Annotated in this window: 10 protein-coding genes; 5 read left to right on the top strand and 5 right to left on the bottom strand. The window is 73.9% G+C overall.

The features are described from left to right. Window positions 1-3: 3 nt before the first annotated feature. Window positions 4-939 (bottom strand): non-homologous end-joining DNA ligase, encoded by a 936-nt coding sequence (gene ligD / locus BMZ16_RS07520; protein WP_089799075.1) that lies wholly within the window; start codon window positions 937-939, stop codon window positions 4-6. A gap of 89 nt (window positions 940-1,028) precedes the next feature. Here ligD and BMZ16_RS07515 point away from each other — a divergent pair, with 89 nt between their 5' ends. The 3 genes from BMZ16_RS07515 (at window position 1,029) to BMZ16_RS07505 (ending at window position 3,554) form a co-directional block, all read left to right on the top strand. Further along, window positions 1,029-2,099 (top strand): non-homologous end joining protein Ku, encoded by a 1,071-nt coding sequence (locus BMZ16_RS07515; protein ID WP_089799073.1) that lies wholly within the window; start codon window positions 1,029-1,031, stop codon window positions 2,097-2,099. Further along, window positions 2,096-3,133 carry a PHP domain-containing protein gene (locus BMZ16_RS07510; RefSeq protein ID WP_089799071.1) on the top strand — a complete coding sequence of 346 codons (1,038 nt, stop codon included), beginning with the start codon at window positions 2,096-2,098 and terminating at the stop codon, window positions 3,131-3,133. Before BMZ16_RS07515 ends, BMZ16_RS07510 begins: the two co-directional genes overlap by 4 nt. Before the next feature lie 139 nt (window positions 3,134-3,272). Further along, window positions 3,273-3,554 (top strand): HU family DNA-binding protein, encoded by a 282-nt coding sequence (locus BMZ16_RS07505; protein WP_089799070.1) that lies wholly within the window; start codon window positions 3,273-3,275, stop codon window positions 3,552-3,554. A 100-nt stretch (window positions 3,555-3,654) separates the two neighbouring features. Here BMZ16_RS07505 and BMZ16_RS07500 read toward each other — a convergent pair whose 3' ends face one another. Further along, window positions 3,655-4,095: a DUF6328 family protein gene (locus BMZ16_RS07500; RefSeq protein ID WP_089799956.1), complete on the bottom strand. Its 441-nt coding sequence runs from the start codon at window positions 4,093-4,095 to the stop codon at window positions 3,655-3,657. 216 nt (window positions 4,096-4,311) lie between these two features. Here BMZ16_RS07500 and BMZ16_RS07495 point away from each other — a divergent pair, with 216 nt between their 5' ends. Beyond that, window positions 4,312-5,370, top strand: coding sequence for a threonine aldolase family protein (locus tag BMZ16_RS07495; protein ID WP_255366437.1), 1,059 nt, complete (start codon window positions 4,312-4,314; stop codon window positions 5,368-5,370). Between the two features lie 82 nt (window positions 5,371-5,452). Here BMZ16_RS07495 and BMZ16_RS07490 read toward each other — a convergent pair whose 3' ends face one another. From BMZ16_RS07490 to BMZ16_RS07480, 3 genes are all read right to left on the bottom strand, one after another. After that, window positions 5,453-7,243, bottom strand: a complete 1,791-nt coding sequence (locus tag BMZ16_RS07490; protein ID WP_089799065.1) for a cellulase family glycosylhydrolase — start codon at window positions 7,241-7,243, stop codon at window positions 5,453-5,455. 151 nt (window positions 7,244-7,394) lie between these two features. Beyond that, a complete protein-coding gene (locus BMZ16_RS07485; protein ID WP_089799062.1) occupies window positions 7,395-9,290 on the bottom strand; it encodes a glycoside hydrolase family 6 protein in 1,896 nt (631 codons plus the stop codon). 260 nt (window positions 9,291-9,550) lie between these two features. Then, entirely contained in the window at window positions 9,551-10,645 is a 1,095-nt protein-coding gene (locus tag BMZ16_RS07480; RefSeq protein ID WP_089799955.1) for a LacI family DNA-binding transcriptional regulator, read from the bottom strand. A gap of 74 nt (window positions 10,646-10,719) precedes the next feature. Between BMZ16_RS07480 and BMZ16_RS07475 the strand changes: the two genes are divergently transcribed. Then, window positions 10,720-13,383 carry a substrate-binding domain-containing protein gene (locus BMZ16_RS07475; RefSeq protein WP_089799953.1) on the top strand — a complete coding sequence of 888 codons (2,664 nt, stop codon included), beginning with the start codon at window positions 10,720-10,722 and terminating at the stop codon, window positions 13,381-13,383. The last annotated feature ends 108 nt before the right edge of the window (window positions 13,384-13,491 follow it).

Here is a 13,491-nt window from a genome sequence, read left to right as displayed (position 1 = left end):
GTGTCAGGGCTGGTCCCACGGGTCGGCCGTGGTGTCGGTCCGCACACCGCGCACGACCGGCTGGCGCAGGCGCCCGGTCGGTGTGCGACCCAGGTAGAGGATGTCGGTCACGACCACCGGGTCGCACCAGATGGTGCCGCGGGCGTCGACGGCGGGCACGTCGTCGGCGAACGGGCTGGTGGCGCGCTCGAGGGGGGCGAGGCGCTCGCGCATGGCGCGGGCCGCGGGGCCGGCGAGCCCGGAGCCGGCGCGGCACAGGTAGCGCAGGGCGCCGTCGGCGTCCGGGGCACCCAGCAGCACGGCGCCGAGGCGCCCTGTCCCGGTGGACTCCGGGCGCCAGCCGCCGACGAGTGCCGTGCGGGTGCGCCGGTGCGCGGACTTCACCCAGTCGGGCGACCGCCGACCGGGTCGGTAGGTGGAGTCGGTGCGCTTGGCGACGACGCCCTCGAGCCCGTGGGCGGCGGTGACCTGCCAGAGGTCGTCGCCGTCGTCGTACCAGGGGGAGACCTGGACGTGCTCGGGCAGGGGCAGGTCCTCGAGGACGGCGCGCCGTGCGCGCAGCGGCAGCGGCGCGAGGTCCTGGCCGCTGCGGCGCAGGACGTCGAACACGAGGTACGTGACGGGTCGCGCCGCGGCCAGGGCCTCGGCGCGCCGGGCGTCGCGCACGTGCATGCGCTCGGCGAGGGCCGGGAAGGACGGCCGGCCCCGCTCCATGAGCACGACCTCCCCGTCGAGGAGCACGTCCCCGAGGTCGGCCAGGCCGCGCAGCTCGGGGTACGCCGGGGTGACGTCGCGCTCGTTGCGGCTGCCCAGCCGCACGGTGCCGTCGCGCACGTCGGCGAGGACGCGGACGCCGTCCCACTTCACCTCGTAGACCCAGTCCCGCCCGTGCGGCAGGGCGGCCGGTGCGGGCGCAGGGGTGGCGAGCATGGGCTCCACGGGTCCATCCTGCCCGTGGACGGCGCAGCGGTCGCGTGGGGCGGCCCGTGGGGGAGCGGTGCTGTCGTCACGACGAGGGAGGACGTGCCGTGCGGGCGATCTGGAAGGGCGCCGTGGCCTTCGGCCTGGTGAACGTGCCCGTGCGGCTCTACGCCGCGACGGGGGAGCACGAGGTCCGGCTGCACCAGGTGCACCGCGAGGACGGTGGCCGCATCCGGTACCGCAAGGTGTGCAGCATCGACGGTGAGGCCGTGGAGTGGTCGGACATCGCGAAGGGCTACGAGACGGAGGACGGTGAGCTGGTCGTCCTCACGGACGAGGACTTCGAGCAGCTGCCCCTGGCCACCGAGCGCGAGATCGAGGTGCTCGAGTTCGTGCCGGCCGACCAGGTCGACCCGATCATGCTGCAGAAGACGTACTACCTGGAGCCGGACCGCACGGCCGCCAAGCCGTACGCGCTGCTGCGCGGTGCGCTGGAGGAGACGGACCGGGTCGCGGTGGTGAAGGTCGCGATCCGGCAGCGGGAGTCCATGGCGGTGCTGCGGGTGCGGGACAAGGTCATCGTGCTGCAGACGCTGCTGTGGCCCGACGAGGTGCGGGAGGCCGACTTCCCGGTGCTGGACGACGACGTGACGGTGCGCCCGCAGGAGCTGACGATGGCGTCGTCGCTGGTGGAGTCCCTGGCGGGGGACTTCGACCCCTCGCAGTACGAGGACGCGTACGTGGCGGCGCTCGAGCAGCTGATCGAGACCAAGGTGTCGTCGGGGGACACGCAGGCCCGTCCCGCACCGCCCGAGGAGGAGGCCGGCGAGGGCGGCGGCGAGGTCGTCGACCTGCTCGCGGCCCTGCAGCGCTCCGTCGAGAAGGCGCGTGCGGCCCGGGGCGAGGACGCCGACGACGCCCCGACCGAGAAGGAGAAGCCGGCGGCACGCACGCGCACGACCTCCGGCACACGCACGCGCGCGACGAAGGACGCCGCCGGTGAGGCGTCCACCGACAAGGGCGCGAAGGGTCGTGGCCGCAAGGCGGGTGCGGCGACGAGCGGCACGGGTGACGACGCGACGAGCGGCACGGGCACGAGGCGTCGGTCCGCGGCGGCGAAGGAGGGGGCCGACGAGCAGGCCACGCCGCGGCGGCGGGCGCGCAGCAAGGCGTCGTGAGCGCGCAGGACGACCAGGAGCGGGCCGTCGCGACGCTGCGTCGCATCGCGTTCCTGCTCGAGCGCGAGCAGGCGGGCCGGTACCGCTCGGAGGCGTACCGGGCGGCCGCCCGCACGGTCGAGCGGCAGGACCCGGCGCGCCTGGCGGCCCTCGCCGCGGCCGGGTCCCTGACGGACCTGCCCGCGGTCGGCAGCAGCACCGCGGGGGTGGTGTCACGCGCGATGGCAGGACGTGCCGTGCCGACGCTCGACGAGCTGGAGGCCCGTGCGGCCGAGCAGGACGCGGGCCTCACCCCGCAGGGGGCTGCCCTGCACGCCGCGCTGCGTGGTGACCTGCACACCCACACGGACGCCAGCGACGGGTCGGCCCCCGTGCAGGAGATGGTCCTGGCCGCCGTCGGGCTCGGACGCGAGTACCTGGCCGTCACGGACCACTCGCCCCGGCTCACGGTCGCGCACGGCCTGTCGGCCGCGCGGCTGCGCGCCCAGCTGGACCAGCTCGCCGCGCTGCGCCCGGTGGTCGCCCCGTTCGAGGTGCTCAGCGGCATCGAGGTGGACGTCCTCGAGGACGGCACGCTCGACCAGGACCCCGAGCTGCTCGACGAGCTGGACGTCGTCGTGGCGTCGGTCCACTCGAAGCTGCGCATGGACCGCACGGCGATGACACGCCGCATGCTCACCGCGGTGCGCGACCCGCGTACCGACGTGCTGGGGCACTGCACCGGTCGGCAGGTGGGCGACAAGCACCGGCCGCCGAGCGAGTTCGACGCCCGCGCGGTCTTCGACGCGTGCGCCGAGCACGGCGTCGCGGTCGAGATCAACTGCCGCCCGGACCGGCTGGACCCGCCGCACGAGCTGCTGCAGGTCGCGGTCGACGCCGGGTGCGACGTCACGATCGACTCCGACGCGCACGCACCCGGCCAGCTCGACTGGTTGCGGGTGGGGTGCGAGCGTGCGGTGGCCCACGGGATCGGCCCCGAACGTGTCGTGACGACCCGTCCGGCGCACGAGGTGCGGCAGCGTGCACGACGCTGAGCGCCGAAACCGGCCGCGTCGGCGGGCTGTACAGGGGTGGCGAGGCTAGGGTCGGTGGCCGTGCGCACGCCCGACGTGCCGCACCGCCCCGGCCCGTACCCGGCCGGGGGAGTGAACCGAGTACCGAGGAGCAGACTCCGTGAGCGTCAACCGCACCGAGCTCGTCCAGGCCGTCGCCGCGAAGGCCGGGCTCACCAACGCCGACACCGACAAGGCGCTCAAGGCCCTGCAGGAGGTCGTCGTCGAGCAGCTCGCCGCCGGCGGCGGCGTGTCGATCCCCGGCTTCCTCGCGGTCGCGCGCGCCGACCGTGCCGCGCGCACGGGCGTCAACCCGCAGACCGGCGAGAAGCTGGAGATCCCGGCGGGCCACCGTGTGAAGATCACGGCCGGCAGCGCCCTGAAGCGCGCCGTCCAGGACTGAGTGACCCGACGGCCCCGGACCTCACCGATCGGTGCGGTCCGGACCCGACGGCCCCGGACCTCACCGATCGGTGCGGTCCGGGGCCGTCGCCGTCCCGTGGTCAGGGAGTGCTGCGCTCCGCACGACGCGCGATCAGCCGGGGCAGCACCAGCCACGCGAGCACGATCACGAGCAGCAGCGCGCCGCTGACGAGGCGCCCCGCCGTCCGCGAGAGCACGACGTCGAACAGCAGCATGGTCGCGCCCGACAGCACCAGTGCGAGCGCTGCCAGCCCGGCGCGGGCGAACCAGTGCGCGGCGTCCACCAGCTGCGGCTTGAGGCGGCGGCGGAAGAGCAGCCGGTGCAGGCTGACCGGCGCGACGATCAGCACGGTGGCCAGCGCGGCGAGCACGACGAGCACCAGGTAGACGTCGCGCTGGTAGTCGTCGAGGTCCGCGAACCGGGACTGGAAGGGCAGCGTCAGCAGGAAGCCCGTGAGGATCTGCGTGCCGGTCTGCGTGACGCGCAGCTCCTGCAGCAGCTCGTCCCAGTTGCGGTCCATCCGCTCGATGTACGTCTCGTCGCGGCCGTCCGGGTCGGTGCCGCGGCCCTCCGGGGTGGGGACGTCCGTGCTCCCGGTGTCGGCGGGTCGGGCGTCGCCGCCGGTGCGTGCCATGCGGGCTCCTCTGGTGGGTGGGCTGCACGGATCATGCCGGTCCGAGGGAGGTCGCGCACGCCCGGGTGCCGACCCGTCCGACGCGTCGGGGACACTGGGGGCGTGAACGATCCGCACGCGCCCGGTACCCGTCACTTCGCCTCCGACAACTACGCCGGTGTGCACCCCGAGGTGCTGGCCGCCGTCGCGGCCGCCAACGTCGGGCACGAGCCCGCCTACGGGGACGACCCGTGGACCGAGCGGCTGCAGGAGGTGGTGCGCACGCACCTCGGCGATGCGGCCGCCGCCTACCCGGTGCTCAACGGCACCGGCGCCAACGTGGTGGCCCTGCAGGCGATGCTGCCGCGCTGGGGTGCCGTGGTGTGCGCCGAGACCGCGCACGTCAACACCGACGAGAACGGCGCACCGGAGCGTGTCGGCGGACTGAAGCTGCTGACCGTGCCCACGCCGGACGGTCGCCTCACACCCGACCTGGTCGCGCGCCAGGCCTGGGGGTTCGGTGACGTGCACCGCGCGCAGCCCGGGGTCGTCTCCCTCACGCAGGCCACCGAGCTGGGCACGGTGTACACCCCGGACGCGGTCCGCGAGCTGTGCGACCAGGCGCACGCGCTGGGCATGCGGGTGCACGTGGACGGGTCCCGGATCGCCAACGCGGCCGCGCACCTGGGCCTGCCGCTGCGTGCGCTGACCACCGACTGCGGGGTCGACGTGCTGTCCCTCGGGGGCACGAAGAACGGGCTGCTGCTCGGCGAGGCGGTCGTGGTCCTCGACCCCGGCGCCGTCGACGGGGTGGAGTACCTGCGCAAGGCCGGGATGCAGCTGGCCTCGAAGATGCGGTTCGTCTCGGCGCAGCTGGTCGCGCTGTACGAGGGCGACCTGTGGCTGCGGTCCGCGCAGCGTGCCAACACGATGGCGGCACGCCTGCGCGCCGGGCTGGACGCGCTCGGGCTGGAGATCGCCCTGCCGACCGAGGCCAACGGGGTGTTCGTGCGGCTGCCGCGGCCGGTCGCCGCCGCACTGCGGCGCACGTGGCGGTTCTACGACTGGGACGTCGCCGACGGCACGGTGCGGCTCATGTGCGCGTTCGACACCACGGAGCAGGACGTCGACGACCTCCTCGCCGCGCTGGGCGAGGCCCTGCACGGCACCGCCGCGCCCTGACCTGCGGTCGGCTGCCGCACCTCGGGGTGCGGCAGCCGACCGGGTCACGGGCGCTCGGTCCGTCCGGACGGGCCGGGCAGCCTCAGCCGACGACGCACCGGGCACCGTTGAGCGCGAAGCCCGTGGGTGTGCCGGCGGTGCCGCCGTGCGACGCGTTGAAGCCGATCTCCGCCGTGCCGCCGGCTGCGAGGGCGCCGTTCCAGGTGGCGTTGGTCACCGTGACCGCAGTCCCGGACTGCGACCAGGTGCCGCCCCAGCCCTGCGTGACGGTCACGCCCGCCGGGGCGGTGAAGGTCAGCGTCCACCCCGACAGGGTGCTGCCGGTGTTGGTCAGCCGCACGGCGCCGGACAGGCCCGTGCTCCACGAGCTCGCGCTGTACGTCACGGTGCAGGCCCCGGTCGGCGGGGTCGTCGGGGTGGGCCCCGCGGTCGGCGGGGCGGTGGGGGTGGCGGTCGGGCCGGGGGAGACCGACGCGGACGGCGTCGGGGTCGGGGTCGGGGTGAGCGTCGGACGCACCGTGGGGGTGACCGACGGGGTCGGTGTGGCCCCGGTCCCGGTCGCCTGCGAGAGGGAGATGCCGGTCGTGCTGCCGGCGCCGCCGAGCGGGACGTCGTGGTCGAGCCCGACGAACTTGCCGCCCTGCTGCCACAGCGCCGGCTCCAGCAGCGCGTACTTCTCCTCGTCCCAGGTCGCCCAGTCGTACCCGAGCAGGCCGCCGGTGTCCCCCGAGTTCGGGTTCAGCACCCAGAAGGTGTGGCTCAGGCGGCGGTCCACGATGAGGTCCCGCAGCGCGAGCATCCACTTCTCGTTCTTGCCGCCGTCCATGAACCCGCCCCACTCACCGATGAGCAGCGGCGCGATGCCCTCCTTGTGCAGGTACAGCCAGTTCGGGTCCCACACGTCGCGCTCGAGGCTGGCGCGGTCGAAGTCGCCCGTGAACCACGGCTGCTCGTACACCAGCGGGCCGTAGTCGTGCGGGGAGTACACGAGCTGGTCCTGGTTCGCGCCCAGGTCGATGGGGAAGTCGCGCACGCCGCGCAGGTTGCCGCCCCACCACGTGCCGTAGTAGTCCGTCAGACCCTTCGACGACCACGACACCCCGGGCTTGGGGTAGATCTCGATGCCCTCGATGAAGACGAGCCAGTTCGGGTTGATCGCGAGGACCTTGCGTGACGCCGTCTCGGCGAAGTGCTTGAAGTTGTCCTTGTCGGTCGAGCCGTCCCACTTGGCGCGCTCGGTGTCGCCCTGGGTGCCGTGCGGCTCGTTCTTGATGTCGGCACCGATGATCGTGTCGTCGTTCTTCCAGCGGGTCGCGGCCCACTCCCAGCCCTCGTAGACCTTCTCGGTGGTGATGTCGCCCTTCCACCACGTGGGGTAGACGTGTCCGGAGTTGTCGGCCTCGGCGCTGTGCACGTCGAGGAAGACCTTGATGCCGTACTCCTCGCACATGTCGAGCCACGTCTCGAAGACCTGCAGGCTGTTGAGGCCCGCCAGCTCCGGGTTGGCGAACTCGTTGACGTTCGGCTTGGTGAACGTGCCGGCCTTCCACTCCAGCAGCAGCTGGGTGGAGATGGGCACGCGCACGACGTTGAGGCCACGGGCGGCGATGTCGCGCGTCAGGGTCCGCATGTTCGCCGACCACAGCCCGTGGAAGACGCGTTCGGTGGCGTTGAACCCGAACCAGTTGACGCCGGTGAGCCACACCTCCTTGCCGGAGGCGTCGACGATCGTGCTGCCCTGCACGTGCAGCCAGTCGTCGGTGGGCGCGGCCTGCGCCGGTGCCGCGGACAGGGCGAGCGGGAGGGTGAGGGCGCCGGCGGCGACGAGGCTGCCGAGCGCGGTGCGCAGGCGGCGCACGCGTGAGGTGGACACGGTTCTCCTGGGGAGTGCACGGCGGGAGGGGAGCGGGGCAGGAGTGCGGGGGCGTGTCGGCCCCCGCCGCCGAAGGGGCCCTCCCGGACTGGTCCGGGAGGGCCCCTTCGTCACGTCGGGCGCGTGCGCGCTCGGCTCGTCAGCCGGTCTGTCAGCCGATCGAGCAGGTGGCGCCGTTCAGCGTGAACGCGGTCGGCGCGTTGTTCGTGCCGGAGTGCGAGCCGTTGAAGCCGATGTCCACCGAGCCACCGGCGGCCAGCGTGCCGTTCCAGGCCGCGTTGGTGGCCGTCACGGTCGTGCCGGACTGCGACCAGGTCGCGCTCCAGCCCTGCTGGACCTGCTGGCCGTTGGCGAAGGTGAACTTCAGGTTCCAGCTGCTCAGCGCGGACGAGGAGCGGTTGGTGACCTTGACCGACGCCGTGAAGCCGTTGTTCCAGCTGTTGGCCGTGTACGTCACGGCGCAGGCGCCGGCCGGGTTCGCGGTCGGCGACGGCGTGACCGGCGGCGGCGTGGTGACCGTCGGGCTCGGCGTGACCGGCGGCGGCGTGGTGACCGTCGGGCTGGGCGTGACCGGCGGCGGCGTGGTGACCGTCGGGCTCGGCGTGACCGACGGGGTGGGGCCGGGGGTGGCACCGCTCGTCGGGATGACCGGGTAGGCGTTCTTGACGAGCGTCTTGAACTGGGCCTCGAACCACTGGCCGGCGAGCGGGGCGTCCGGCGTGGCGCCGGTCAGGTTGTTCGCCAGCTTGGAGGCGACGTAGGTCGGGTCGCACATGCGGTCGAAGCTCTTGCCCTGGTCGTTCGGGATCTCCTTCGACGCACCGTCGGACTCGCCCGGGGGCTTGATCCAGACGTACGCGTCGAGGTGGGCGGCGGCCGGTGCGCTGGACGGCGTGGCCACGGGCAGCTCCCCGATGCCGGCACCCAGCGGGTTGCACCAGGCGCCGCGGTGGGTGCGGCGGTCGATGCGCGACTCGTTCACGTACGTGTCGAGGTTCGTGCTCGTCGAGACCCTCGTGGGACGGTCCGGGCCGCCCCAGCCGTTGCGGGACGTGTCGATGAGCATGCCGGTCGAGGCCGGGAAGCCCTCGGCCACGAGCAGGCGGTGCAGCTGCGCCGTCCACGCGTGCTCACCGAAGTCGGAGTTCCACTCGTAGAACTTCGACGAGCGGACCGGGTTGCCGCCGACGTTCAGCGTCGGGTCCGGCAGGAACGGCTCGGCCAGCGGCGTGCTGTTGGCCGTGTTGGTCACGAAGCCGTCGATCGACGCGAAGCCCTTCTTGGTGGACTTGGCGACCTCGGCGAAGAGCTTGGCGGTCGGGCCCGAGTTCGAGTCCCAGCCGAGCCAGCCCGAGTGGGCGGCGTCGATGTACGTGTAGACGTTGTCGAGCGTCTTCAGCTCGTCCAGCGCGTACTTCACGCCCTCGCGGTAGTACGGCGCCGACGCCTGGCAGGTGGCCTCGGACATGTTCGTGACGAGGTTCGGCAGGGAGTCGGGCTCGATCGTCGCGGCGATGCGGATGTCCGCGTACTTGGAGTCCGAGAGCAGGTCGACGATGGGGTCGATGTACTCGGTCTTGTAGCGCGCGAGCCCCGCGTCGCTGGCCGGCAGCTCGCCGTTGGACGCCAGCGCGAAGCAGTCGCGGCCGGGCAGGTTGTAGATGACGAGGTTGAAGACCAGGGGAGTGCTGCCGGTCTTCTGCTTGAGGGCCTCGTCGAGGTGGAACTTCAGGCCGTTGCCGTCGGCGTTGCCGTTGATGGCGCTGATGCGGTCCATCCAGACGGCGGTGGGCTGCTGGGCGACGGTGCGCATCTGGGCTGCGAGCGTCGGGTCGCCGGCACGTGTGGCAGCGCTCTCAACCGTCGCTGCCCACGTGGGGTTCACGTACTGCTTGGCGCCGGCGTAGGGGTTGTCGACGTGCGCCTCGGCAGCGGTCGCCATCGTGCTGCTGAGCGTCAGGGGCACCGCGACGAGCGCCGTTGCCGTCGCGACGGTCGCGACGGCGCGCCAGCGCCCTCGCTCCGTTCGATTGCCGTGTGTGGACACGCGGGTCCTCCGGGGGGTGGTCGGTCGCACCCGGCCCTCGGCGGCGACGGGTGCGTGCCGCCGCGGACGCAGTCCACGACGACTGTGGGGAATCCATCACGCGGACGGCGGGGTCGAACGGGGGCAAATCGTTTAGGCAAGCCGCCGTTACCAGATCGTGATCTGGCCCCGATCGGCCCCGGCAGGGCGAAGCAGCAGGTCAGGAGGCAGGTGAACGCACACATCGGGTGCACGGCGCCGTTCGGCTGTGCCGCGCGCGGTCAGCGGGACCGCGGCCCGGTGCTGCCCCGCACGGCGAGACCGCCGACCTCGATCAGACGCACCGGCGCCCCCTGGGCGTCGAGGACCGTGAGCACGGCCTCGCCGACCGCCGTGCCGAGCTCCGCCTGGACCGACGGCAACGACGTGATGGACGGCGTCGCCAGCCGGCACAGCGCGGAGTCCGACAGTGCGACGATCGAGACGTCCCACGGCACCGCCAGCCCCGTGCGCCGCGCCACGTCGAGCGCCGCCACCGCCATGTGGTCGGTGTCGAACACCACCGCGGACGGCGGACGGTCCCCGGTCAGCAGGCGCCGGCAGGAGGCCGCCGCCTCCTCGGGGGAGCCGCCCGTCGGCTCGTGCGTGAGCACGCCGCCGCCGGCGTCCAGCGCACGCTCGAGGCCTGCGACCCGCGAGCGCGTGCGGTGCAGCGACGCCGGGCCGGTCACGGCGCCGACGTGACGGTGGCCGAGCTCGATGAGGTAGCGGCCCACCCGCTCGGCCGCCTGCTCCTCCTCGACGCGGACGTTCGCCACCTCGCCCGGGACGTCGCCCGCGCCGACCACCACGGCGGGGATCCGCAGCCGACGCAGCGCGTCCAGCCGGGGGTCCTCGGTCCGCACGTCCGTCACGACCATGACGTCGAACCGGCGCTCGGCCCACCACTCGCCGTACAGCGCCACCGCCGCCGGCAGGTCGTCGACCACCTGGAGGACCAGGGCCAGCCCACGCGTGGCGAGGACGTCCTGCAGCGCGACGACGAACTCCAGGACGTGGGCGCCGTAGCCCACCGCGCCGGTGAGGCCCCGGTCGACCACGAGCCCGACCGCCCGGGGCCCGCTGCGCATGGACCGCGCTGCCGCGCTCGGGCGCCAGCCGAACTCGTCGGCGACGCGCAGCACCCGTTCTCGTGTGGCGGCCGAGACGCCGGGGCGTCCGTTCAGCGCGTACGACACGACGGCGATGGACACCCCCGCGGCCTTGGCGACGTCGGTGATCGTCGGTCGGCGGGCGCCAGGGCCGCCGAGGACGGGCTGTGCCCCGGTCGCCGGAGAGACAGCATCTTTGCCAGTGTCATGTGCAGGAGTGACCACGATCACCTAGTGTTGCGCCCGATGTGGGTCAAAAGCATCAGCTCGACTCCGACGGTGTGGGCGAGGTGTGGCAGATGGTGACGGTCCGACGCGGGGTTCCCGCCACGGTGCGTCGGACGATCGGAGTCCTGTCGCCGGTCGTCGGAGGGTTCTACTTCGGCGCACTGATCGCCGGCGTGGCGCGGGCCGCACGGGGCGTGGGCCACCGCGTGGTGGCCGTCCAGACCTATCCCGCAGGGCTCGACCGCGAGCGCTACCCCGAGGAGTCGGTGCTCGACACCCCGGTGGCGCTGGGCGCCGTCGACGGGCTCGTCGTCATCGGCAAGGCGCTGAGCCCGGAGCGGCTCGCCGCGGTGCGCGAGTGGGGCGTCCCGGTGGTCCTCATCAGCGAGGACCCCGCGCACCCGGACGACCCGGTGGTCGTGCCCGACAACGTCGGCGGCGTCCGTGCGGCCGTCGAGCACCTGATCTGGCACGGGCACACGGCCATCGGGTTCCTGGGGAACCTGGGGCAGCGTGACATGCGCGAGCGCTTCGCGGCCTACCGGACGACGCTCGCCGAGCACGGCATCGACTCCGACGACTCCTGGTGGTACGAGGCGTCGGACAACCAGGAGCAGGGCGGCGTCGACGCGGCTGCCCGCATGCTGCAGGCCGGGACGCCCACCACCGCGGTCATCGCGGCGACCGACCGCAACGCCGTCGGGTTCCAGCGCGCGCTGCGCTCGCACGGGCTCGTGCTGCCGCGCGACCAGGCGGTCGTGGCGTTCGACCACGCGGACTCGGGCGCCCGGGTCAGCCCTCGGCTGTCGACCGTGGACGCGCACTTCGGACGTGTCGGCGAGCACGCCGTCGGGCTGCTGCTGGCGCGCATGCGGGGTGACGACGTGATGCCGGGGGAGCACCGTGTGCCGTCGTCCCTGGTGGTGCGCGAGTCCTGCGGGTGCACCGAGGTCACCTCGCCGGGCCAGGAGGGCGGGGACGTCACGGGCTCCGAGCTGCTGCGCCGGTTGGCGGACTCCGCCTTCGCGGGCCCTGCCGGGTCGGCCGTCTCGCGGCGCACCGGTCCCGACGCCCGCGAGACGTGGTGGCGTGCCGTGGAGGAGCCCGTCGAGGTCGCCGCGGAGCGGGGCGTCTCACCGGCGCCGGCCGCCCTGGGACGCCTGTCGGACCTCACCGCGGCGCTGCAGCCGCACCCCGAGGCGCTCGAGCAGATGGTCGCGGTGCTGCGCGCGGTCGAGCGCCGTCGCGTCGCGTCCCTCGACGAGGCCCGCGCCGGGCACGAGCCCGCGGTGCGCCGTGCGGTCACCGACGTCCTGCTCGCGGTGACCAAGGGGTGCACCCGCGCGATGCTGGCCCGCAGCGGCCAGCTGGAGCGCACGATCGTCGACCAGTACGAGGTCGACATGGACCTGCTGCGGGGCGACGGCGCCAGCCCGCGCGCGCTGGGGTGGCTGCCGCGCGGCGTCCGCGGGCACGCGTGCCTGGGCCTGTGGGTCGGCACGGACCGCGGCCCCGGGGACCGGGAGATGGAGATCGTCGGCGTGCACGACACCAGCGGGACGCTCTCGCGGCTCGTCGGGGTGCGGACCACGGCGAGCCAGTTCCCGCCCCCCGCGCTGACGCGCGCGGGGACCGTGGGGTCCAACGAGCTGACGTTCGTCGTGCCGGTCACCTTCGGCGGCAGCGACTGGGGCCTGCTCGCGATCGACGGGACCGTCGAGACGCGCGCCACGCAGCCGCGGGACCGCTTCAACCACTGGGCCGCGCTGCTCGCCGTGGCGCTCGACCAGGAGCGGTTGCTGGGCTCGCTGCGTGAGCAGCGCAAGGCGCTGGAGCAGGCGGCGGCCCGCGAGCGCGCGCTGGCCGACACGGTCCGGGAGAGCGAGGAGCGGTACGCGCTCGCGTCGATGGCCGCGCACGACGGGACCTGGGACTGGGACGTCTCGGCCGGGGCGGTGTACTACTCGCCGCGGTGGAAGCAGACGCTCGGGTACGCCGAGGACGTCATCGGGGACCAGCCGTCGGAGTGGCTCGAGCGCGTGCACCCCGCGGACCGGGACGAGCTGTCCGCCGCGATCGCCGCGCAGCTCGCCGGGTGCGGGACGCCGCTGGAGCTCGAGCACCGGGTGCGCACGCAGTCGGGGGACTACCGCTGGATGATGTGCCGCGCGGTGACCGTGCTCGACGACGCGGGGTGCCCCTCGCGGCTGGTCGGGACGCTGGTCGACGTGACCGAGCGCAAGGAGGCCGAGATCGCCCTGCAGCGCGACGCGCTGCACGACCCGGAGACGGGCCTGGTGAACCGGCTGCTGTTCCTCGACCGGCTGGGGGCCGCGCTGCTGCGGTGCCGGCGGTCGGCGGCGTACGACTGCGCCGTGGCGTTCGTCCGGGTGGTGGACGGCGGGGCGGTCCAGCGCGACGAGGACCACGCGCCGGACGTCCACCGCGAGGTGGTGCGGCAGCTGCGCCGTCCCCTGCGGGAGGGCGACACGACCGCCCGCACGGGGGAGGACGACTTCGCGATCCTCGTCGACGACGTCGGCGCCGGCGGGATGCCGGACCGGCTGACCGAGCTGCTGGAGCGGCTGCGGCGGGAGATCGGCCCGCGGATCGCCATCGGGGTCATCGGGTCGGTGCGCGGCATGCGGGACGTGAGCGAGGTGCTGCGCGAGGCCGACATCGTGCTGCTGCGCGGACAGGCACGCAGCGACCCGCGCAACACCGCCGTGCGCTGACGCCGGCGCACCACCGGCGCACCACGGACGGCCGGACGGACGACGGACGGGGCGTCACCGTGAGGTGACGCCCCGTCCGGGCGACCGGGTGCCGACGTGTGCCGGCGG

The sequence above is a fragment of the Cellulomonas sp. KH9 genome (assembly GCF_900114185.1).
Taxonomy (GTDB): Bacteria; Actinomycetota; Actinomycetes; order Actinomycetales; family Cellulomonadaceae; genus Cellulomonas.
Note: the sequence above shows the minus strand (reverse complement) of the source record. Positions and strands in the feature narration are given on the sequence as shown.

Coding starts and splice junctions, on each gene's coding strand:
- BMZ16_RS07500 (WP_089799956.1), bottom strand. CDS start 4,095: ATGGACCGCAACTGGGACGAGCTGCTGCAGGAGCTGCGCGTCACGCAG.
- BMZ16_RS07475 (WP_089799953.1), top strand. CDS start 10,720: ATGGTGACGGTCCGACGCGGGGTTCCCGCCACGGTGCGTCGGACGATC.